Consider the following 24,525-nt stretch of genomic DNA (forward strand, 5'->3'; position numbering starts at 1 on the left):
TCATTTACAATTTGTATCGAATTAACGGGCTTGATATTGAGATCTAAATTCATCAGTAGCAACTTGTGGTTGGAAGTCTTCAGGAAGTTCTTCTGTACGTACAACTAATACATCACAAGGAGAATGGCGTACAATTGCCTCAGATACAGAACCAACAATGAATCTTTCTACTGCGTTTAAACCAGACGTACCACACATAATTAAATCTGCGTCTACATCAGTGGCTAATTTTTTAGGAATAATTGCTTTTGGTGAACCGAATTCTAAGCGTGTTTCAACATCAGTTACACCAGCATTTGTAGCGACTTCTTTATAACCTTTTAGCAAATCTTCAGAGAAATTTTTAGATTTCTCAGTGAATTGTGCATCATACACTTCGTATGAAGAATATGTTCTTGAATCAATAACATTTACAACAGTAAGTTTAGAATCGTTACGTTTTGCTACGTCTACAGCCTTGTTAAATGCCCACTCTGCCTCATGTGATCCATCGACTGCTATTAAAATATTTTTATAAGTTAGCATCATAATTACCTCCTTATTTTTCTTACTTATATTATACCACCGTTTACAGAATATTAACACAATTTGCATGTTGTAAAACTACCCTAAACTTTGATTGCGCTTTCATTGGATACACGTTACTATAAATTTGGAGGTGGATGAAATGATTATAGGTATTCCTAAAGAGATTAAAAATAACGAGAATAGAGTGAGTTTGTCGCCGAGTGGTGTACATGCACTTGTTGAACAAGGTCACACTGTTATTGTTGAAAAATCTGCAGGTTTGGGTTCATATTTTGAAGACGTGGACTACACTGCAGCAGGGGCAAAAATTGTTAACGAACAAGTAGAAGTTTGGAACGTAGATATGGTGATGAAAGTTAAAGAACCATTAGCAGAAGAGTTCCAATATTTTAAAGAAGGTTTAATTTTATTTACTTATTTACATTTAGCAAACGAACCAGCGTTAACTCAAGCTTTATTAGATAGTAAAGTTGTTGGTATTGCATATGAAACTGTGCAATTGCCAGATCGTTCGTTACCGTTGTTAACGCCAATGAGTGAAGTAGCAGGACGTATGTCTGCTCAAATTGGAGCTGAATTTTTACAAAAATATAAAGGTGGCATGGGTATACTTCTTGGCGGCGTACCGGGTGTTTCAAAAGGACGCGTATCAATTATCGGTGGGGGTCAAGCAGGTACAAATGCAGCAAAAATTGCACTTGGACTAGGTGCAGATGTTACGATTTTAGATGTTAATCCAAAACGATTACAGGAATTGGAAGACTTATTTGATGGTCGAGTACATACAATTATGTCTAATCCTTTAAATATAGAGCAATGTGTGAAGGATAGCGATTTAGTTATTGGTGCAGTATTAATTCCTGGCGCTAAGGCTCCTAACCTTGTAACTGAAGAGATGGTTAAACAAATGAGAGATGGTGCAGTCATAGTTGATATCGCTATCGATCAAGGCGGTATATTCGAAACAACTGACCGTATTTCTACACATGATGACCCGACTTATAAGAAACATGGTGTTGTACATTATGCAGTAGCAAATATGCCTGGTGCAGTACCTCGTACATCAACGATTGCTTTAAATAATGCAACACTACCTTATGCACAACAACTTGCTGGAAAAGGTTATTTAAAAGCATTACAAGATAATCAAGCATTATCGTTAGGTTTGAACACAATCAATGGTGAGCTTACCAATAAAGGCGTAGCTGAAGCTTTGAAATTAACGTACACCGATATTGAAAGTGCATTAAAATAATTATATTAAAAATTATAAACAAAAAACTGGTAAGACCAATGTGATTTAACACATCATGGGTTTACCAGTTTTTTATTGAAAATCATTTTATTAGTTTTAAATTGATCTAAACAATTTTTGTTCCATGAACTTCTTGAAAAGGGAAAGCTTCAAGAAGTTCATGTAAATTATCCTTATTCAATCCGCCTCCAGGCATAATTTCGATGTTGCCGCCTGAATTAACGACTAATTTACCTAAATGATTTAAATTATCAAAGATATTAGTGTTACTAGGGCCACCATGCGTTAGCAATCTAGTGAATTTAAGATTGATTAATTGGTGTAGTGCTTTAATTTGACCATGCTGATGAATTTCATCGAATGCCATATGACATACAACGGGTATAGAATCAGCAAGTTGTTTTAATGTTTTCATTTGCCATTCATTTAAAACTGCATCTTGCGTCAGACAGCCAAATACAAAATAATCAACATTGAATTTTTTTAGTGCCTTTATATCACGTTGCATAATTTCAAAATCATATAGATTATAGACAAAATCTCCGCCACGTGGTCGTATCATTACTGCTATTTCAACGTGATTTTCATGACATATTTCTGTAGCGATTTCTACCATACCAATACTTGGCGTTGTACCCCCAACAGTTAAGTTGTCACAAAGTTCTATACGATTTGCACCATTAGCGATTGCATGTTCAACTTGTTGAATTGTTTCAACTACTGCTTCTTTGATCATTTCTCATATCCAGTCAAGCTTTCATGTCCATCCTCGGTAACAAGAATGTCGTCTTCTATACGCACGCCTGCCACACCGGGTACATAGATGCCTGGTTCTACTGTAACTACCATACCAGCGACAAATTGATTTGTATTTGAACTAGAAACATCTTGGTATTCATGTTCTTCTAAACCTAAACCATGTCCCAATCTATGAGGGAAATATTCACCATAACCAGCATCGCTAATAATATTACGTGCAATATCATCGACATCTTTAATTGTTACACCAGGTTTTATAGCAGCAATAGCCTCTTGTTCTGCTTTTAATACGATATTGTAAATTTCCTGTGCTTCATCACTTGGTGTGCCAAATCTAACAGTTCTTGTCATATCGCTACAATAATTATCGTAAATTACGCCTAAATCAAATAAAACAAACTCATCTTTTTGAAGTTGGCGATCGCCTGGAGTGCCGTGAGGAGAGGCTGCGTGATCACCAAATAATACCATTGTATCGAAACTCATTTCGTTGACACCATAAGCTTTAATTTCATTTTCAATATGGTTAACAACTTGTCGTTCTGTGACACCTTCTTTTAAAAATGCTACACCAATTTCAATACATTTATCTGCGAGTTCACACGCCTTTTTAATAGTAATGATTTCATTTTCGCTTTTAACATTTCGTAATTCTTTAATTGTTTGATCGATATCACCAAATTGTTGAACTCCAAATGCATCTATAAGCGCTCGTTGACGATGAAGTGTTAAGTGTTCCGCTTCAACAAGTAATTTATTAATCTTAAGAGGGTATTTATCTAAACCATTTTCCGTATCTAAATAGCCAATAACTTCTCCTTCAAACGGCGAATTTTTAACATCTTCCATTTCTAATTGTGGGCAAAATAAAATTTGCTCTCCGTTAGCTTTAATTAATAAAGCTAGTAAACGTTCGTGAGGATCACTTAAGTAACCTGTGAAATAAAATATGTTCAGTGGTGTCGTAATCCAAGCTGCGTCAGCTTGTTGTGTTTGTAATTCTTTAGTAATCTGTTCTAATTTCATTTTTGTTCTTCCTCCTAAAATTATGATCATTTCAATTTTATGCCACTTCATAGAGGAATTCAAAAGTTATATATTATAACATTCATATTTCGTTCATTTATACACTAACTAAATATACTTCGTAACTATTTAAAATTAATAAATGTGTTATATGAGAGTGATATCGTGGTATAAGTAGAGTAAATAGATTTATGGGAGGAATTAAAATAATGAAACTTTCATTTCATGGACAATCAACAATATATTTCGAGGCGAATGATAAAAAGGTCATCGTAGATCCATTTATAACGGGTAACGGTATGTCAGATTTAGATGCATCTACATTGGAAGTTGACTATATCATTTTGACGCATGGTCATGGTGACCATTTTGGCGATACAATTGAACTTGCTAATAGAAACCATGCAACGGTTATTGGCTCTGCGGAATTAGGAGATTATTTGACTACATATCATAATGTAGAGCATGTTAGACCAATGAATATAGGTGGAAAAGCTGAATTAGACTTCGGAAGCGTGAAGTTTGTACAAGCGTTTCATAGTTCAAGTTTAACGGATGATAATGGTGTGCCAGTATATTTAGGTATGCCAATGGGAGTCGTTATAGAGGCTGAAGGTAAAACGATTTATCATACTGGAGATACAGGTTTGTTTAGCGATATGAAATTAATAGCTGACCGTCATCCTGTTGATGTATGCTTTATTCCTATTGGTGATAATTTTACAATGGGTATAGACGACGCTAGTTATGCAATAAATACCTTTATTAAACCAAGTATTACAGTGCCAGTTCACTATGATACATTTGAACTTATAGAACAAGATCCCAATGCTTTTAAAGACGCTGTTACAACGGGAGAGGTTCAAATATTGAAGCCTGGAGAAGCTGTGAAATTTTAACTACTTAGTTAAAATACAAATCACTTTAAAGAGAAAAAAAGCCTGAAGTACTTTATAGAACTTCAGGCTTTTTATAATTACTTTACTATTAATACAGGGATGCGTGCTCTTTTAGCAACCTTATGACTTACACTACCTAAGACAAATTTCTTCTTATCTTCGGCTTTTCGGTTACTAAGTACAATAATTTCATACTTACCACTGTTAGCTTCTCTGACTAATTGCTCTTTGGCATTGCCACGGACTATAATTTCATCAAAATCAATACCGTATTCTTTTAAAGCATTACGTGTACTCTCGAGACCTTCGCTACGTTTTTCTACAAGTTTATCTAAATGAACACCGGATTTGATTGATGCTTGTGCATCCTGTTCGCTAATTGCATTTAAAATTGTAACCTTTGTACCTTCTCCTGCTAATTTTGAAACTTCATCAAGTGCTTTTTCATTTTTAAGTGTTGTATCAACACCAAGTAAAATATTTTTGAACATTGTTCATCCCTCCTTAACTTCATTCTAATAAAAGTTTATTGATAAAGCAACTAAAATGTTGGATTTAACATATTAAATTATTAATAAAGCTGTTTTATATAATTTTAAGGATATCTTTTTACTTAAATCAATATAAATTATTTTATTTGGTTTGTTACATCGCATTTTCAGTTATAAAAAGTTATAATATGATAGAAACTGTTCAAAATAAATGAGGTTATTGAAATGACAAAGCATGAACAAATTTTATCATATATAGAATCTCTAGCAGTTGGTCAAAAAATTTCTGTTAGAAAAATTGCGAAAGATCTCAATGTCTCTGAAGGAACAGCCTATCGTGCTATCAAAGATGCTGGCCAAATTGGTTTAGTAGCAACAATTGATAGGGTTGGTACTGTTCGCATTGAGAAGAAATCACGTGAACAAATTGAACAATTAACTTTTGCTGAAATTGTAAAGATTATAGATGGCCAAGTACTTGGTGGTAGAAATGGATTAATCAAAACGCTGACAAAATTTGCGATAGGTGCGATGGAAATAGAGGATGTTGTAAAATATTTAAGTGCGCATACTTTGCTTATTGTTGGTAATCGAAAAGACGTACAATTAGCAGCATTAAAAAGAGGAAGTGCAGTACTTATAACAGGTGGATTTAATACTTCACCTGAAATAATCAAGTATGCAGATGAACACGATTTACCTATACTTTCGTCTAATTATGATACATATTTAGTGGCAAATATTATTAATAGAGCAATGTATAACCAAATGATTCGCAAAGAAATTTTAGTCGTTGAAGATATCGTTAAGCCTGTAAATGAAGACACAGTAGTCTTTGATCATATGTCTCTCAATGATTATAAAGTTAAAGCAAGCGAAACGGGTCATTCAAGATTTCCAGTTATAGACGACGAGTGGCGCCTTGTCGGTATAGTAACTAGCAAAGAGATTATAAAGATGCAAGAAAATGACACACTTTCACAATTTATGACAAAAGCACCAATTAATGTACAATTGTCAACAACCGTTGCTAATTGTGCGCATATGATGATTTGGGAAGGTATTGAATTGTTACCAGTAATTACAGCGAGTAAAAAGCTAATAGGGGTCATTACAAGAAAAGATGTACTAACAGCCATGCAACTTTTGAGTAGACAACCTCAAGTCGGTGAAACAATCAACGATCAAATTGCAAAGCATATTACTATTGCTAATGATGGTATACAAGTGCAAACCACACCATTATTAACCAACCAATATGGTACATTAAGCAAAGCAGTTTTTGTGGCAATCATAGAAGAAACAGTACGTTATGAAATGAGAAAACTAAAAAAACTAGAAGTTATGATAGAAAGTTTGAACATTATATATATCAAAACAGTTCAAATTGAGTCGGAAATACATGTACATTATGAGATGTTAGATGTTGGAAGAAATTTTGCTAAATTAGAAATAACAATGACAAGTGATAGTCAACAAGTAGCTAAAGCAATGATAATTTGTCAGATGATAGATTAAATATAAAAGTGCAAAGGAAGTATAGAGATGACAAAAGTATTTAACCAAATTATGCAAGAAATAGAAGCAGCAGAAACGATTATTATACATAGGCATGTAAGACCAGATCCAGATGCTTATGGTTCACAATTAGGATTGAAAAATTATCTAAAATTAAAGTTCCCTGATAAGTATATTTATGCAGTAGGAGAGGCAGAACCCTCGTTAGACTTTATAGGGACATTTGATGAGATAGCTGATGATCAATATAAAGACGCACTCGTTATAGTTTGTGATACTGCCAACGCGCCTAGAATTAGTGATGAACGTTTTGACAAGGGACGTATGTTAATCAAGATTGACCATCATCCAGCAGTAGATCAATATGGTGATATAAACTATGTAAATGTTCAAGCATCATCAACAAGTGAAATTATATTTGATTTTATAGAACATTTTAATGATTTATCAATTATAGATGCTTCAGTTGCGAGAGTGCTTTATTTAGGTATTGTAGGCGATACGGGCCGCTTCTTATTCAACAATACAACGTCTCATACAATGAGTGTGGCAAGCCAATTGTTGACCTTCCCATTCAGTCATAATGAAGAACTTAATAAAATGGGTGAAAAGGATCCGAAATTATTACCTTTCCAAGGTTATGTCTTACAACATTTTGATTTGAATGAAAAAGGATTTTGTAAAGTTATCATTACCAAAGATATCCTCGAGAAATTTGACATTGCAGCAAATGAAGCATCATTATTTGTGAATACCATTGCAGACATACAAGGTTTGAAAATTTGGGTTTTCGCTGTAGATGAAGGGGCTGAGATTAGATGTCGTATTAGATCTAAAGGTATCATTATCAATGATGTTGCTAGTGACTTTGGAGGTGGCGGACACCCAAATGCTTCGGGTGTGTCCGTGCGCGATTGGGATCATTTTAATGAACTGGCAGACGCATTAAATAATAAATTGTAGAAAGATTGGAGGTATTTGCTGATGGTAGTACATTTAAATGTTCATACGACGTATGATTTGTTGTATTCTAGTTTGAGAATTAAAGATGTCGTTGCTAAAGCTGCTAAAGAAGGTTATACAGCATTAGCTATAACAGATACAAATGTATTATATGGTTACCCACAATTTTATGATGCGTGTATCGCAGCAAATATTCATCCTATCTTTGGTATGACTATCAACGTTACAGATGGACTAGATATCGTTGAAACAATAGTATTAGCACGTGACAATATAGGTCTTAAAGATTTATTCAAGTTATCTTCAGCTATAAAAATGAAAGAAAAAACAGAAACCCCTATAGAATGGTTGAAAAAATATATAGATCACCTTGTCATTATTTTTAAGGATGTCTCGTCATCTAATGAGACAATAGTAACAAAATTTGAGAATCACTCATACGTATATGTCAACCACATGAGTCAAAACACTTTTGATTTGCCAGTTGTATGGGCACAAAGTACACGCTATCTAAATCAAGAAGACGCAGATACGCTTACAGCATTATCGGCTATTAAAGATAATAGTAAATTAGATTTGGTGAGTGAACCGATAGACTATGATGCACATCTTTATTCAAAAGCACAACGTGAAAATTTAGAACTAAGTGAAGCGGTATGGGAACATACAAATGAGCTTGAAAATATCTGTCAAGCTGAGATGATTTATAACCAATCGCTCTTGCCAAAATTCAAAACACCAAATAATACCCAATCAAAACAATATTTATGGCAAATATTGGAGACGAAATTAAATGATTTGAATTTAAATCAGGAGCATTTTGAAACTTATAAGCAACGGTTATTACATGAATATAAAGTTATTACTGACATGGGTTTTGAAGATTATTTCTTAATAGTAAGTGATTTGATTCATTATGCCAAGACACATAATGTATTAGTAGGCCCAGGACGTGGTTCTGCAGCAGGGTCTTTAGTCAGTTATCTATTAAATATTACAACGATAGATCCTATTCAATACAATCTCTTATTCGAACGTTTTTTAAACCCAGAACGTGTAACGATGCCAGATATTGATATAGATTTTGAAGACACACATCGAGATAAAGTGATTCAATACGTCCAAGAGAAATATGGTGATAATCACGTTGCAGGTATTGTCACTTTTGGTCATTTACTTGCAAGAGCTGTGGCCAGGGATGTGGGTAGAATTATGAGTTTTGATGAAATAACATTGAATGAAATTTCGAAATTAATACCGCATAAATTAGGTATTACATTGGATGAGGCTTATCAACAAGAAGACTTTAAGCAATTTGTTCATCGAAATCACCGCAATGAACGTTGGTATGAAATTTGTAAAAAACTAGAAGGCCTACCACGTCATACTTCTACACATGCGGCGGGCATAATTATAAATGACCATCCACTTTATGATTATGCGCCACTCACATTAGGTGATACAGGTTTGTTGACACAGTGGACGATGACAGAAGCAGAGAGAATCGGTTTGTTGAAAATTGACTTCTTAGGATTAAGAAACCTCTCGATTATTCACCAAATCGTGAAACAAGTAAAATATGACATGCAAATTGATATTGATATCGAACAAATACCTTTCGATGACCAACAAGTATTTCAATTATTATCCCAAGGAGATACGACTGGTATTTTTCAGTTAGAATCTGATGGGATTAGAAATGTATTGAAGAGATTGCAGCCTGAACATTTCGAAGATATAGTTGCAGTGACCTCGCTCTATCGCCCAGGTCCGATGGAAGAGATACCAACTTATATTTCTCGTCGACATGATCCTGACAAAGTACAATATTTACATCAAGATTTAGCACCAATATTATCTAAGACTTATGGTGTTATTATTTATCAAGAACAAATTATGCAAATTGCGAGCAAGTTTGCGAATTTTAATTATGGTGAAGCGGATATTTTACGCCGAGCAATGAGCAAAAAAAATCGTGCTGTACTTGAAAGTGAAAGACAACATTTTGTTAATGGTGCAATGAAAAATGGGTATGATGAAGCATTAAGCAAACAGATTTTTGATTTAATCTTAAAATTCGCTGATTATGGTTTTGCTCGTGCTCACGCAGTTAGTTATTCAAAAATTGCATATATTATGGGATACCTAAAAGTACACTATCCAAATTATTTTTATGCGAATATATTAAGTAACTCAATTGGTAGTGAGAAGAAAACTGCACAAATGATTGATGAAGCAAAACACCAAAACATCAATATTTTAGCACCTAACATTAATTATAGTCATTGGTTTTATAAAGCGACTAATAAAGGAATATACTTATCTATTGGAGCTATAAAGGGTGTTGGCTATCAAAGTGTCAAACTTATCGTTGACGAACGAAAAGAAAATGGAAACTACAAAGATTTCTTTGACTTTACAAGACGTATACCTAAAAGAATTAAATCTAGAAAATTATTAGAAGCATTGATACTTGTAGGGGCTTTTGATACATTAGGTAAAAATCGTGCGACATTACTACAATCTATAGATCAAGTATTAGACGATGTATCAGATGTCGAACAAGATGGTTTTATATTTGATGTACTCACACCTAAAACGAATTACGAAGAAAAAGAGGAATTGCCAGATAAGGTGCTAAGCGATTATGAAAAAGAATACTTAGGATTTTATGTGTCAACGCACCCAGTTGAGAAAGCATTTGAACAAAAACAGTACTTAGGTATTTATAAATTAACAAATGCGAGAGATCATCAACCTATTTTTATTCAAATCGACGGCTTTAAAAAGATTAGAACGAAAAATGGTCAAAATATGGCTTTTATAACTTTGAATGATGGTATTAATAATTTGGATGGTGTTGTTTTCCCTGAAACATTTAAAAAATACGAAACAGAATTGAACAAAGATCAAATGTTAATAATAAGTGGGAAGTTTGAAAAAAGAAATAATAAACAACAACTTATAATAAATAAAGTTGAATCAATTGAGAGATTTGAGCAATCAAAACTTCAACACGCACAAAAAATTGTTATTCGTAACCTAAATGATAGGTTAAAGATAGATGAAATTTTAGTGAAAGATACAAACGAAAGTAATATTCCTGTACAATACTTTGATGAAAGTCAAAATGTAATAAAGACGATTGGCTTTATTACTCGAGAAAATAATATAATAGAAAAATTGATTCAACACTTTTCACCATGGGATATTCGAATTATTTAACTTTAATAGCGCTATAAACTATGGTATAGTAAACTGATGGTTGAGCATAAATTTGCCATCAGTTTTTATTTTCTATAAATTAAGATTCTAAAAATATATAATAATTTAGCTGTATATATATTTTTATTACAAATAATAACTTCAAGAGTAAATTGGCAAAAATGTTAACGATATCATTTGTAATTTGAGTTGCTTTGTAATAAAAATATATATGAAATGATATTTATACTAATCGAATGTAAAGGGGTAGGTTTACATGACTTTGAGAGACGACGCTTTAGAAATGCATAGAAAAAATCAAGGAAAATTACAAGTTTCACCAAAAGTAAAAGTTACGAATAAAGAAGAATTGAGCTTAGCTTATTCTCCAGGTGTAGCGGAACCATGTAAAGAAATTCATGAAGATAAACGTAAGGTTTTTGAATATACAATGAAAGGTAATACAGTAGCAGTTGTTACTGATGGTACAGCAGTTTTAGGTTTAGGTGATATTGGGCCTGAAGCGAGTATACCTGTAATGGAAGGTAAAGCTGTACTCTTTAAGAGTTTCTCTGGAATTGATGGTGTACCAATTGCATTAGATACAACGGATACAGATGAAATTGTTAATACAGTAAAGTTACTAGAACCTAATTATGGTGGAATAAACTTAGAAGATATTTCTGCACCACGTTGTTTTGAAATCGAGGAACGTTTGAAAAAAGAAACGAAAATTCCGGTTTTTCATGATGATCAACACGGTACAGCTATTGTTACGGTTGCAGGTATGATTAACGCATTAAGAATTGTAGACAAAGATCTATCTGATATTAAAGTAGTATTAAATGGCGCTGGCGCAGCAGGTATAGCTATCGTAAAATTACTTTATTCTTATGGTGTGAGAGATATGATTATGTGTGATTCAAGAGGAGCGATTTATGAAGATCGTTCATTTGGAATGAATGATACAAAATCTTACGTTGCAAAATGGACAAACAGAGATAAAATTGATGGTAGTTTAAGTGATGTAATTAAAGATGCCGACGTATTCATTGGTGTCTCAGTAGCAGATTTATTAACAAAAGAAATGGTGGAATCCATGGCTGATGATCCAATTATTTTTGCTATGGCAAACCCAAATCCAGAAATCAATCCAGATGTTGCAAAAGAAGCTGGCGCTAAGGTAATTGGTACAGGTCGTTCAGATTATCCTAACCAAATTAATAATGTGTTGGCATTCCCAGGGATTTTCAGAGGCGCTTTAGATGTAGAAGCTACACATATCAATGAATCAATGAAACAAGCCGCAGTTGAAGCAATAGCAGATTTAATTAAGTCAGACGAATTAAATCCGGACTATTGTATCCCAGGTCCTTTTGATAAACGTGTAGCACCTTCAGTAGCTAGAGAGGTTGCGAAGGCTGCAATGGAATCAGGTGTTGCTAGAATAGACGTTAATCCTGAAGATGTATATGACAAAACAATGAAATTAACAGACTTAGATAAATAATATTCATTAACGCTGATCACAAATATTATTTAAGAATAGTATTGAACTAAGATCGCGATGGTTAAGTGGAGGTTTACAATGTTTAAAGATTTTTTCAATAGAAGCAGTAAAAAGAAAAAGTACGTAACTGTATCTGATTCGAAACAAAGTGATGTACCAGCAGGGATTATGACAAAATGTCCTAAGTGTAAAAAAATTATGTATACTAAAGAATTAGCAGAAAACTTAAATGTTTGTTTTAATTGCGATCATCATATTGCTTTAACGGCGCATAAACGCATTGAAGCTATTTCAGATGAAGGTACGTTTACTGAGTTTGATAGAGGAATGACCTCAGCTAATCCATTAGATTTTCCGAGTTATGAAGAGAAAATTCATAAAGATCAGCAAAAAACTGGTTTGAATGAAGCTGTCGTTACAGGGACAGCACAGTTGGATGGCATTACATATGGCGTCGCTGTAATGGATGCTCGGTTCAGAATGGGGAGTATGGGATCAGTACTAGGTGAGAAAATTTGCAGAATTATTGAACACTGCATCGAAAATCGATTACCATTTATTTTGTTCTCAGCAAGTGGCGGTGCAAGAATGCAAGAAGGTATTATTTCGTTAATGCAAATGGGGAAAACAAGCGTATCGTTAAAGAGACATTCTGAAGCTGGTTTGTTATATATTTCTTATATTACGAATCCAACAACAGGTGGAGTCTCTGCAAGTTTTGCTTCTGTTGGTGATATCAATATTAGTGAACCTAAGGCATTGATAGGCTTCGCAGGTAGACGTGTCATTGAACAGACAATTAATGAGAAATTACCTGATGACTTCCAAACATCTGAGTTTTTATTAGAGCATGGACAATTAGATAAAGTTGTTCATAGAAAAGAAATGAGAACGACACTCTCTAATATTCTAAAAATGCACCAAGAGGTGAAAATAAATGCTTGATTTTGAAAAGCCACTTTTTGAAATAAAAAATAAAATAGAATCCTTAAAGGAATCTCAAGAGAAAAATGATGTGGATCTCCAAGAGGAAATAGAAATGCTTGAAACATCTTTAGATAGAGAAACTGAAAAAGTATATACGAACCTTAAACCATGGGATCGTGTACAATTAGCGCGTTTACAAGAGCGCCCAACATCATTAGACTATATTCCATATATCTTTGATTCATTTATTGAATTACATGGAGATAGAAATTATAGAGATGATCCAGCAATGATTGGTGGCATAGGTTATTTAAATGGGCAACCTGTTACTGTTGTAGGACAACAACGAGGTAAAGATACAAAAGATAATATTTATCGTAATTTTGGTATGGCGCATCCAGAAGGTTATCGTAAAGCGCTCAGATTAATGAAACAAGCTGAAAAATTTAATAGACCGATTATTACTTTTATCGATACTAAGGGTGCTTATCCAGGTAAAGCGGCAGAAGAGCGTGGCCAAAGTGAATCTATTGCACGTAATTTAGTGGAAATGGCTGCATTAACTGTACCTGTTATTTCAATTGTTATTGGAGAAGGTGGTAGTGGAGGTGCACTAGGATTAGGTATTACAAATCGAATATTAATGCTTGAAAATAGTACATATTCTGTAATCTCGCCAGAAGGTGCGTCAGCACTATTGTGGAAAGATAGTAACCTCGCAAAAATTGCAGCTGAAACGATGAAAATCACTGCAGAAGATTTACATGAATTGAAGATTGCAGACGAGGTAGTCAAAGAGCCCTTAGGCGGAGCACATCAAGATGTTGAAATGCAAGCTAAAAATATTAAACGTACTTTTGAGACACATTTAAAAGAATTAAGTTCTTTCAGTAAAGAACAACTAGTTGAAGATCGTTATCAAAAATTCAGAACGATAGGTTCTTATAATGAATAAATTAGCTAACAAAAAGAAGTTCTAATAATCTAGAACTTCTTTTTGTTTATTTAAAATAATAACAAGTTAATTTGTTTAATTATTTTAAATAAAAGGTATTAAATAAAAGGTCTAAATTTCTATTTATAAGTAAGTTAAAGGAAACGCTTTCTAAAAGATTCGTTGGATTAAAAACGTTTACATTAGTGGCAAAGCCTTATTTTAATGGCACCAGCCTAAATTTTATGGTATTTTTAGAATAAGAAATACATGTTAGAAAGGTATGTCGTCATGAAAAAAATTGCAGTGTTGACAAGTGGTGGAGATTCTCCAGGCATGAATGCAGCAGTAAGAGCTGTAGTTAGAAAAGCGATTTACAATAACATTGAAGTTTATGGTGTTTACCAAGGCTATCAAGGTTTGTTAAACGATGATATCGAGAAACTTGAACTCGGTTCAGTGGGAGACACAATTCAACGAGGCGGAACTTTTTTATATTCTGCAAGGTGCCCTGAATTTAAAGAAGCAGAAGTTCGTAAAAAAGGTATTGAGAATTTACGTAAAAGAGGCATCGAAGGACTTGTAGTTATCGGAGGAGACGGTAGCTATAGAGGTGCACAACGTATAAGTGAAGAATGCGAAGAAATCCAAACTATAGGAGTGCCAGGTACGATTGATAATGATATCAATGGCTCTGACTTTACGATTGGATTTGATACAGCATTAAATACTATAATTGATTGTGTTGATAAGATTCGTGATACAGCATCAAGTCATGCCAGAACGTTTATCATTGAAGTCATGGGTCGTGATTGTGGTGATTTAGCACTTTGGGCTGGTCTTTCAGTCGGTGCAGAAACAATCATCGTTCCTGAAGTTGAGACAGATATGAAAGATGTAGCTGAAAAGATTGATAGTGGTATTAAACGAGGCAAAAAACATTCAATTGTTATGGTTGCTGAAGGTTGTATGTCAGGTGAAGTTTGTGCTCAAGAACTGACTAAATACATTAATGTTGACGCTCGTGTTTCTGTGCTTGGACACATCCAACGTGGTGGAAGTCCAAGTGGGGCAGATAGGGTTCTAGCTTCACGTCTTGGAGGCCATGCGGTAGATTTACTGTTAGAAGGTAAAACTGCGATTGGCGTTGGGATTAGAAACAATGAACTTACTGATACATCATTTGAAGAAATATTTAGATCAAATGAACATGAATTTGACTTTGAAACTTTTGAATTAACGAATGAATTATCTATATAAAATACTGGGAGGAAATAATAATGAGAAAAACTAAAATTGTTTGTACAATTGGACCTGCGTCTGAATCAGAAGAAATGCTTGAGAAATTAATTAAAGCTGGAATGAATGTGGCGCGATTAAACTTCTCTCATGGTGACCATGCAGAACATAAAGCGAGAATCGATACAATCCGCGAAGTTTCTAAGAGATTAGGGAAAACAGTTGGTATTCTACTAGATACGAAAGGTCCTGAAATCCGTACTCACAACATGAAAAATGGTGTGATTGAACTTGAAAAAGGCAATGAAGTAATCGTTAGTATGACTGAAGTAGAAGGTACTTCAGACAAATTCTCAGTAACTTATGATAACCTTATCAATGACGTAGACGAAGGTTCTTATATCCTTCTAGACGATGGTTTAATCGAATTACAAGTTAAATCAATTGATAAAGCTAATGGCGAAGTTCTATGTGATATTTTAAACACAGGAGAATTAAAAAATAAAAAAGGTGTTAACTTACCAGGAGTGAAAGTTAGTTTACCAGGTATCACTGATAAAGATGCTGAAGATATTGAATTCGGTATCAGTGAAGGCGTAGACTTTATCGCTGCAAGTTTCGTACGTCGTCCAAGCGATGTATTAGATATTCGCAAACTATTAGAAGCACAAAAAAATACAAACATAAGCATTATTCCTAAAATTGAAAACCAAGAAGGTATTGATAATATCAAAGAAATTCTTGAAGTTTCTGATGGTTTAATGGTTGCTCGTGGCGATATGGGTGTTGAAATTCCGCCAGAATCAGTACCAATGGTACAAAAAGACTTAATTAGACAATGTAATAAATTAGGTAAACCTGTAATTACAGCAACACAAATGTTAGATTCTATGCAACGTAATCCACGTGCTACACGTGCGGAAGCTAGTGACGTTGCCAACGCAATTTATGATGGTACAGATGCTGTTATGCTTTCTGGTGAAACAGCAGCAGGACAATATCCTGAAGAAGCAGTTAAAACAATGCGTAATATCGCAGTTTCAGCAGAAGCTGCTCAAGATTATAAAAAACTATTATCTGACCGTACTAAATTAGTTGAAACTTCATTAGTTAATGCTATTGGTGTATCAGTTGCGCATACTGCTTTAAACTTAAATGTTAAAGCAATTGTTGCTGCTACAGAAAGTGGTTCAACTGCACGTACAATTTCTAAATACCGTCCACAATCAGATATTATTGCCGTGACACCTAGTGCAGAAACTGCACGTCAATGTGCATTAGTTTGGGGTATTCATCCAGTAGTTAAAGAAGGACGTAAGACAACTGATGCATTATTAAATAATGCGGTAGCAACTGCAGTTGAAACTGAAAGAGTTCAAAACGGTGATTTAATTATTATCACTGCTGGCGTACCTACAGGTGAAAAAGGTACTACAAACATGATGAAATTACACCTTGTTGGGGATGAACTTGCTAAAGGTCAAGGCGTTGGAAGAAACTCAGTTGTTGGACAAACATTAGTTGTAAACGACGCTAGTGAATTAAAAGGTAAGGATCTATCAGAATCAATTATCGTTACAACTTCTGTAGATGAAACGCTTGTGCCATACATTGAGAATGCAATTGGTCTTATCACTGAAGAAAATGGTATTACATCACCAAGCGCTATCATTGGATTAGAAAAAGGAATTCCTACAATTGTTGGTGTTGAAAATGCTACTTCAAAAATCCAAAATGACGTTTTAATTACTGTAGATGCTAACCAAGGAAAAATCTTCGAAGGTTATGCAAACGTACTATAATCTAAACAAATTTCGATTAACAGCTTAAATTAAGCTTTATAATAACTAGGGATAAATTCGCCTAAGTATATATAAATAAAAGACGAAGTCTATAATTAAAATGACTTCGTCTTTTATTGCTAAGTATGAAACATAAAAAACCGTTATCTCAATTGAGGTAACGGTTTTTTATGATTTATCTGTTATTACTGATTATGGGTTATTGTTGCTTGCGTGACACTTGCTTATATCTTAGATACATAAGCGTTAATAAGATAAACCAAATTGGAGTTAAAAATACTGCTATTCTTGTATCAGTGTTTACAAATAACAAACAAAAAACTAATAAGAAGAAAGCTAAAATAACATATCCCATATATTTTCCGCCGGGCAATTTAAATGTTGCTTTTTTATGTAGTTCAGGATTTCTACGATGATAGTTAATATAAGCTACAGTGATTAAGCCCCAAACAACGATAAATAATACAGTTGAAACTGTTGTGATGTATGTGAAAACAAGTGTTGCATTTGGAATAATATAGTTTAACAACGCCGCAATCATAAGCAATGCACACGATACAAATATTGCAATATGTGGCACACCATTTTTATTCGTTTTCTCAAAGTAAGGTGGAGCTTGATTTTGTGTTGAAAGCCCAAATAACATACGACTATTTGAGAATATACCACTATTACAAGAAGAAGCCGCAGCTGTTAATACTACAAAATTTATGATTCCTGCTGCAAAAGGTATACCAATGAGTGCAAACAATCTCACAAACGGGCTTTCCTCAGGATTAATTTGATTCCATGGAATGATAGACATAATAACAGCTAATGCACCTACATAGAATACTAAAATACGAATAGGAACACTATTAACAGCCTTAGGTAATGTCTTTGAAGGATCTTTCGTTTCTCCAGCTGTTACTCCTATAAGTTCAATACCTACAAACGAGAATAACGCCATTTGGAAAGACATTACGAAGCCGCTCATACCTTTAGGGAATATGCCATTGTTATATAGGTTGGTTAATGATGCATGACCAAATTGTGTGTCATAAGCCATAATAATCATAATTGCACCAACTATAATTAAAGCGATAATTGTAAATATTTTAATAAGTGCAAACCAAAACTCTAACTCACCAAATAGTTTAGCACTTAATAAATTGAGTGACATTAATACAAGTACACAAAATAATGCACTTATCCAGTTTGGTATGTTAGGAAACCAAAAACTAACATACTTTGCAACAGCAGTTACTTCTGCCATACCTGTTATGATCCAACAGAACCAATAAGTCCATCCTGTTACAAAACCTGCAAATGGGCCAATATAATGATTGGTGACATCTGCAAATGATTTGAAATTCGTGTTTGTTACTAATATTTCTCCCAATCCACGCATAAACATAAAAAGCATAAAACCAATTATGATATATGTAAGTAAAATAGAGGGGCCAGTTAACGCGATAGTTTGACCTGCTCCTAAAAATAGTCCTGTACCAATTGCTCCCCCGATTGCAATTAGCTGGATGTGACGATTACTTAGTTCTCTTTGTAATTCATGATTAGCCATAAAATTATACTCCTTTATTTAGTTAATTATTATTATGCTATGCAATATAAAATAAAACAACTATTTTTTTAAACAGAGTCTATAGCGTTTAGTATAATAATACATTAATTATTTGTTATTAATCATGATAACCAATTAAAATGCTATAAAAATTGAAGTGAGACACTTTCCATATTAAAATGAATTTATAACAATGCAAGAGATAGAAGCGTGTTAAAGGGCATATTAATAAATAAGTATTTCATATTGATTTGGTAAGAAAATATACTCAAAATATTCACAAAAGAGTCAATATTGGATATAATGAGTTGTGAAAGCCATTTCATAATGAAATAGAAAAGGGGAATTTATATATGGCAGAGTTACAGAAAGGTTTAGAAGGGGTAATTGCATCTGAAACAAAAGTAAGTTCTATTATCGATAGCCAATTAACTTATGCTGGTTATGATATTGATGACTTAGCACAGAATGCTGAATTTGAAGAAATTATCTTCTTATTATGGCATTATAGATTGCCGAATGAGGATGAATTAAAAAACCTAAAACAAAAGCTTTTTGAATATATGACTTTAAATCCTAGAGTGTATAACCACTTTAAAGAATACGCGACAGGCAATGTTCATCCAATGACAGCTTTAAGAACTTCAGTTTCATACATTGCTCACTTTGACGAGCATGCTGAAGACGAAGATGAAAGCCAAACACTGGATCGTGCTATACGTATTCAAGCCAAAATTGCTTCATTAGTTACGGCTTATGCACGTGTTAGAGAAGGAAAAGAAATTATTAAACCAAGTAGTGATTTAAACTATGCAGGTAACTTCTTGTATATGTTAAGAGGAGAACTACCTTCTGAAATCGAAATTGAAGCATTTAATAAAGCACTTGTATTACATGCAGATCATGAATTAAATGCATCAACGTTTACAGCTAGATGTGCAGTATCCTCATTATCCGATATGTATTCAGGTATCGTAGCAGCTGTTGGTTCATTAAAAGGACCGCTTCACGGTGGTGCAAATGAACGTGTAATGAGCATGTTATCTGAAGTGAAATCTATTGATGAAGTCGATGCATATATTGATAACAAAATTAAAAACAAAGAAAAAATTATGGGCTTTGGACATCGTGTATACAAAGATGGTGACCCAAGAGCTAAATACTTAAAAGAGATGAGCAGAAAAATTACTTCTGAAACAGGCCAAAGTCAATTATTTGATATTTCAGTGAAAATTGCAGATAAAATGAAAGCTGAAAAAGGATTAATTGCAAATGTCGATTTCTTTAGTGCCACTGTATATCATAGTATGAATATTGAGCATGATTTATTCACTCCAATATTTGCAGTGAGTAGAACATCTGGTTGGATTGCACACATCTTAGAACAATATAGAGATAACAGAATTATGCGTCCAAGAGCTCAATATATTGGTGAAACAAACAGAACTTATGAACCAATCGAGAAAAGATAATTAAATAATTAAATAATTAATTTAATTTATGAAAATTGAAAATATTTTTGATTCGTGTATGATAGTGGTTAGTACAACTAAAATAGAACTCAAAATGACGGAGGTTTTTTTACATGGCAGGAGAAAAAGTAGTTAAAACAAATGAAGGTTTAACAGTACCAAATAATCCAATCATTCCATTTATAATCGGCGACGGTATCGGTCCTGATATCTGGAATGCAGCAAGTCGCGTAATTGACGCTGCAGTTGAACAAGCTTATAACGGTGAAAAGAAAATCGAATGGAAAGAAGTATTAGCTGGACAAAAAGCTTATGATGAAACTGGCGAATGGTTACCTAAAGCAACACTTGAAACAATTGAAGAATATTTAATTGCAATTAAAGGTCCATTAACTACACCAATTGGTGGCGGTATTCGTTCGCTAAATGTTGCATTACGTCAGGAATTGGATTTATTCACTTGCTTACGTCCAGTGCGTTGGTTCCAAGGGGTACCTTCACCTGTAAAACGTCCTGAAGATACAGATATGGTAATTTTCCGTGAAAATACTGAAGATATCTATGCTGGTATTGAATTTAAAGAAGGCACTCCAGAAGCGAAAAAATTAATTGACTTCTTACAAGACGAAATGGGTGCTAAAAATATTAGATTCCCAGAAACATCAGGTATTGGTGTGAAACCAGTTTCTAAAGAAGGTACTGAGCGTTTAGTTCGCGCTTCTATTCAATATGCTATAGATAATAATCGTAAATCATTAACTTTAGTACATAAAGGTAATATTATGAAATTTACTGAAGGTGCTTTCAAACAATGGGGTTATGATTTAGCACATAATGAATTTGGAGACAAAGTATTTACATGGCAACAATATGATGAAATTGTTGAAAAAGAAGGTAAAGACGCTGCAAATGCTGCGCAAGATAAAGCTGAACAAGAAGGGAAAATTATTGTAAAAGATTCAATTGCTGATATCTTCTTACAACAAATTTTAACACGTCCAGCTGATCACGATGTAGTAGCTACTATGAACTTAAATGGTGACTATGTATCAGATGCATTAGCTGCACAAGTTGGTGGAATTGGTATTGCTCCTGGTGCCAATATCAACTATGAAACTGGACATGCCATTTTCGAAGCTACACATGGTACTGCGCCTAAATATGCTGGATTAAACAAAGTGAATCCATCTTCTGAATTATTAAGTGCTGTATTAATGTTAGAACATCTTGGTTGGCAAGAAGCTGCTGATAAGATTACAAGTTCAATCGAAAAAACGATTGCTTCTAAAGTTGTAACTTATGACTTCGCACGTTTAATGGATGGCGCAAAAGAAGTTTCTACTTCTGACTTCGCAGATGAATTAATTAAAAACCTATAATTATATATAATCAAAGGTAATTTACCTTGAATTAAAATCAACAGATAAGTCTGGGACATGATTAAATGTCTCGGGCTTTTCTTTTTTTATAGTTATCCAAGATATAACAAATAAAATTTTAAAATGCTTTTATGTTTAAATTAAAAAAATAAAGGACTAGAGCGAGTATAAATAAAATCTTTGATTTAATGTAAAAGTGTAATTTTTTCATGATGTTAGTTTACTCTTACTTGACTATCATAGAATAAATGTTCATATTATGAATTTAATGTTAAGATTTTATTAATAAAGGGTAATGAAAATGGTATAATAATTCAAATAAATTTGTTGGATTCTTTGTAGGGACTAATGTTACAAAAATCGCATATATATAGGTGTAGTTAGGAATTAAACCCATTGTAAAGATTATGTTAAAAAGTTTTAAACTATGTTATTTTTATTAAAATATAAGTTATAATTAATTTGTAAACACAATTATGGAGGTATACTATGTCACAAAAAGTACTTGTAGTAGATGATGAACAATCAATCGTAACCTTATTAAAATATAATTTAGAGCAAGCCGGATACATAGTAGAAGTGGCTTATGATGGAGAAGATGCATTAGAAAAAGTTAACTCTACAAATCCTGAATTGATTGTGTTAGATGTCATGCTTCCCAAAAAAGATGGTATAGAAGTTTGTAAAACAATTCGTTCTGATAAAAACTTAGTGCCTATTTTGATGTTAACTGCCAAAGATGATGAATTTGATCGTGTTTTAGGTCTGGAGTTAGGGGCAGACGATTACATGACTAAACCATTTTCACCAAGAGAAGTGGTAGCAAGAGTAAAGGCGATATTAAGAAGGTCAGCAATTGTCAATGAGGCAGTACCAGTTGAAAATGATGAAGACGATATACTGATTGGATCAATAAGAATTAGACCAGAATATTTCGAAGTGTATAGAGAAGATGAATTGCTAGAGTTAACTCCAAAAGAGTTTGAATTATTATTATATCTTATTGAAAGACAGGGTAGAGTGATTACCCGTGAGCATATGTTAAATTCAGTTTGGAACTATGAATTCGCAGGAGACTCGAGAATTGTGGACGTACATATTAGTCATTTAAGAGATAAGTTAGAAGAAAACCCTAAACAGCCTAAACTCATTAAAACAGTTCGTGGATTAGGGTATAAATTGGAAAGACCAAAAGTCTAATGCTTAAGTTTCACCAAAGACTTTTATTTTTATTATGTACCATCGTTATTGTTAGTTTTTTAATATTGGGTACTATTATTACACATGTAATTAATAATACCATTACAACTGGTCAAGAAGGCGATTTAGAACATCAAGCTCAACATTTTGTTAATCTTTATAACGATGATAAAGAAGATGAGATGAGAGATGTCGCTAAAAGTGAAGAACTTACAGTATATATTAAAGAAAATAACGATGTCTTGTTTTCGACAAAACAAGGGACACAAATTAATAATGATATAAATAATCCTGCTATTCCATCTAAATTGACTTATGATAAGCAAGATGAAGACCATAGATTCACTTTTAAGACATCTATAAATAATAAAGATGTTTTAATTAGTGGTATAAACAATGAGATTTTAGAAATACAGATTGAAGTCTGGAAATATATAGCGATTATTGGTTTATTTGTATTAGTTATTATATTTTTAGTTGTAAGAAGTATTAATCGGACTTATATAAGACCAATTAATGAGGTGACCTACGCTACAAATCTATTGGCTGAAGGTTATTATCATGTAAGAGTACCAGAAAGCAATGTCAAAGAGACAAGAGAATTATTTGTAACTACTAATGAGCTAGCTCGTAGGTTGCAAAGGCTTAATCATAAGCAAAAGTTACAATCAAATAGGTTGAAAACTACTGTGGAAAATATCCCGAGTTCGATCTTAATGATTGATAAATATGGTGAAATTGTTGTAGCAAATAAATCGTTTTATCATGTGTTTACGCCAGATGAAGCTGTCGAACATAAAAGTTATGTTGATTTTACAGATATTAAATTACAAAAGTTAATTACTGAAGCTTTTAAGGTTGAGAAGCCTATCTATGATCAAATCAAATTGACTATAGATCAAGTACATGAGAAATATTTTGATACGGCGTGTGTTCCAATATTATCAAGAACAAGAAAAAATCTTTATGGGATGGTTATTGTTTTACATGATATAACGAATCTTAAAAAACTTGAGAATTTAAGACGTGAATTTGTAGCTAATGTATCGCACGAATTAAAAACACCTATCACGTCAATTAAAGGTTTTGCGGAAACTTTATTAGATGGTGCTAAAAATGATGAACAAACACTCAATGAGTTTTTAAAAATTATCTCTAAAGAATCTGATCGTATAGAGACTCTAGTATTTGATTTATTAGATCTCTCGCATGTAGAACAACAAACTGAAATAGAAACAGCGTACATGAGTTTGTCAGATATTGCAGAAACAACAATTAAGAACATGCGAAAAATTGCGGAAGACAAAAATATAACTATAATAAATGAAATTGATTCTGATATTGTTATTGATGCAAATCAAGACAAAGTATCTCAAGTTGCGCTTAATTTATTATCAAATGCAATTAGTTATTCTAAGGAAGATAGTGACGTAATAATTCGTGTATATAAAGACGAACAGAAGCGCATCATGGAAGTGCAAGATTTTGGAATTGGAATAAGTCAGGAAGACCAAAAGCATATTTTTGAACGCTTTTATCGGGTTGATAAAGCAAGAAGTAGAGATTCAGGTGGCACTGGCCTTGGTTTATCGATTACTAAACATATTATGGAAGCACATGGTGGTAGAATTAATGTCTTTAGTACAGTTGGTAAAGGTTCGACATTTAGAGTTACTTTTTTTAAATAATGTTTGTGAATAAAAGAATTTGATGATTGAGTTATAAATATAACTATTATCAATAATGTGTATTTATCTAAGTAAATATAAGAAGGCATTGTATCTGTGCACTGAACTGACACTAGTTTGTGGTTTTATGTAAGATGCGTGAGTTAGAAATCGGCGTCTGAATTTTAAAT

At 33.2% G+C, this 24,525-nt stretch carries 19 protein-coding genes; 14 read left to right on the top strand and 5 right to left on the bottom strand.

The window, feature by feature from the left end; genetic code table 11:
• Positions 1–21 precede the first annotated feature (21 nt).
• Entirely contained in the window at positions 22–525 is a 504-nt protein-coding gene (locus BTM19_RS00760) for a universal stress protein (protein ID WP_029377055.1), read from the bottom strand.
• A 142-nt stretch (positions 526–667) separates the two neighbouring features.
• On the opposite strand from BTM19_RS00760, the gene ald reads away from it, so the two are divergent.
• Positions 668–1,783, top strand: a complete 1,116-nt coding sequence (gene ald / locus BTM19_RS00765; protein WP_069796407.1) for an alanine dehydrogenase — start codon at positions 668–670, stop codon at positions 1,781–1,783.
• Positions 1,784–1,889: 106 nt separating this feature from the next.
• Here ald and BTM19_RS00770 read toward each other — a convergent pair whose 3' ends face one another.
• Positions 1,890–2,519: a copper homeostasis protein CutC gene (locus BTM19_RS00770; protein ID WP_038678718.1), complete on the bottom strand. Its 630-nt coding sequence runs from the start codon at positions 2,517–2,519 to the stop codon at positions 1,890–1,892.
• The gene (locus tag BTM19_RS00775; protein WP_029377058.1) at positions 2,516–3,568 is read right to left on the bottom strand and encodes a M24 family metallopeptidase; all 1,053 of its coding nucleotides are present in this window, start codon (positions 3,566–3,568) and stop codon (positions 2,516–2,518) included. Before BTM19_RS00775 ends, BTM19_RS00770 begins: the two co-directional genes overlap by 4 nt.
• 209 nt (positions 3,569–3,777) lie before the next feature.
• Here BTM19_RS00775 and BTM19_RS00780 point away from each other — a divergent pair, with 209 nt between their 5' ends.
• Positions 3,778–4,467 (top strand): metal-dependent hydrolase, encoded by a 690-nt coding sequence (locus tag BTM19_RS00780; RefSeq protein ID WP_029377059.1) that lies wholly within the window; start codon positions 3,778–3,780, stop codon positions 4,465–4,467.
• A 77-nt stretch (positions 4,468–4,544) separates the two neighbouring features.
• On the opposite strand, the gene BTM19_RS00785 is transcribed toward BTM19_RS00780, so the two are convergent.
• Positions 4,545–4,958 carry a universal stress protein gene (locus BTM19_RS00785; protein ID WP_029377060.1) on the bottom strand — a complete coding sequence of 138 codons (414 nt, stop codon included), beginning with the start codon at positions 4,956–4,958 and terminating at the stop codon, positions 4,545–4,547.
• Between the two features lie 225 nt (positions 4,959–5,183).
• Here BTM19_RS00785 and BTM19_RS00790 point away from each other — a divergent pair, with 225 nt between their 5' ends.
• The 8 genes from BTM19_RS00790 to pyk all read left to right on the top strand — a co-directional run bounded on the left by BTM19_RS00790 (position 5,184) and on the right by pyk (position 17,055).
• Positions 5,184–6,476, top strand: a complete 1,293-nt coding sequence (locus tag BTM19_RS00790; RefSeq protein WP_038678715.1) for a DRTGG domain-containing protein — start codon at positions 5,184–5,186, stop codon at positions 6,474–6,476.
• Positions 6,477–6,503: 27 nt separating this feature from the next.
• On the top strand, positions 6,504–7,439 hold the full coding sequence (locus BTM19_RS00795) for a DHH family phosphoesterase (protein ID WP_029377062.1): 936 nt from the start codon (positions 6,504–6,506) through the stop codon (positions 7,437–7,439).
• Between the two features lie 21 nt (positions 7,440–7,460).
• Positions 7,461–10,664 carry a DNA polymerase III subunit alpha gene (locus tag BTM19_RS00800; RefSeq protein ID WP_038678713.1) on the top strand — a complete coding sequence of 1,068 codons (3,204 nt, stop codon included), beginning with the start codon at positions 7,461–7,463 and terminating at the stop codon, positions 10,662–10,664.
• Between the two features lie 256 nt (positions 10,665–10,920).
• Positions 10,921–12,153 carry an NADP-dependent malic enzyme gene (ystJ, locus tag BTM19_RS00805; protein WP_029377064.1) on the top strand — a complete coding sequence of 411 codons (1,233 nt, stop codon included), beginning with the start codon at positions 10,921–10,923 and terminating at the stop codon, positions 12,151–12,153.
• A gap of 78 nt (positions 12,154–12,231) precedes the next feature.
• A complete protein-coding gene (gene accD / locus BTM19_RS00810; RefSeq protein WP_029377065.1) occupies positions 12,232–13,098 on the top strand; it encodes an acetyl-CoA carboxylase, carboxyltransferase subunit beta in 867 nt (288 codons plus the stop codon).
• Entirely contained in the window at positions 13,091–14,035 is a 945-nt protein-coding gene (locus tag BTM19_RS00815; protein ID WP_029377066.1) for an acetyl-CoA carboxylase carboxyltransferase subunit alpha, read from the top strand. Before accD ends, BTM19_RS00815 begins: the two co-directional genes overlap by 8 nt.
• A gap of 270 nt (positions 14,036–14,305) precedes the next feature.
• Positions 14,306–15,274: a 6-phosphofructokinase gene (gene pfkA / locus BTM19_RS00820; RefSeq protein WP_029377067.1), complete on the top strand. Its 969-nt coding sequence runs from the start codon at positions 14,306–14,308 to the stop codon at positions 15,272–15,274.
• Between the two features lie 20 nt (positions 15,275–15,294).
• A complete protein-coding gene (gene pyk / locus BTM19_RS00825; protein ID WP_058625547.1) occupies positions 15,295–17,055 on the top strand; it encodes a pyruvate kinase in 1,761 nt (586 codons plus the stop codon).
• 199 nt (positions 17,056–17,254) lie between these two features.
• Here pyk and BTM19_RS00830 read toward each other — a convergent pair whose 3' ends face one another.
• Complete coding sequence (locus BTM19_RS00830; RefSeq protein ID WP_029377071.1) at positions 17,255–18,616, bottom strand: amino acid permease; 1,362 nt, start codon at positions 18,614–18,616, stop codon at positions 17,255–17,257.
• A gap of 353 nt (positions 18,617–18,969) precedes the next feature.
• Between BTM19_RS00830 and BTM19_RS00835 the strand changes: the two genes are divergently transcribed.
• The 4 genes from BTM19_RS00835 (at position 18,970) to pnpS (ending at position 24,355) form a co-directional block, all read left to right on the top strand.
• Positions 18,970–20,088: a citrate synthase gene (locus tag BTM19_RS00835; RefSeq protein WP_029377072.1), complete on the top strand. Its 1,119-nt coding sequence runs from the start codon at positions 18,970–18,972 to the stop codon at positions 20,086–20,088.
• 113 nt (positions 20,089–20,201) lie between these two features.
• Entirely contained in the window at positions 20,202–21,467 is a 1,266-nt protein-coding gene (gene icd, locus BTM19_RS00840; protein ID WP_029377073.1) for an NADP-dependent isocitrate dehydrogenase, read from the top strand.
• 489 nt (positions 21,468–21,956) lie between these two features.
• Complete coding sequence (locus BTM19_RS00845; RefSeq protein WP_029377074.1) at positions 21,957–22,667, top strand: response regulator transcription factor; 711 nt, start codon at positions 21,957–21,959, stop codon at positions 22,665–22,667.
• Positions 22,667–24,355 carry a two-component system histidine kinase PnpS gene (pnpS, locus tag BTM19_RS00850; RefSeq protein ID WP_058625548.1) on the top strand — a complete coding sequence of 563 codons (1,689 nt, stop codon included), beginning with the start codon at positions 22,667–22,669 and terminating at the stop codon, positions 24,353–24,355. The genes BTM19_RS00845 and pnpS overlap by 1 nt, the downstream gene beginning before the upstream one ends.
• The last annotated feature ends 170 nt before the right edge of the window (positions 24,356–24,525 follow it).

This window comes from Staphylococcus xylosus (assembly GCF_002732165.1).
Taxonomy (GTDB): Bacteria; Bacillota; Bacilli; order Staphylococcales; family Staphylococcaceae; genus Staphylococcus; species Staphylococcus xylosus.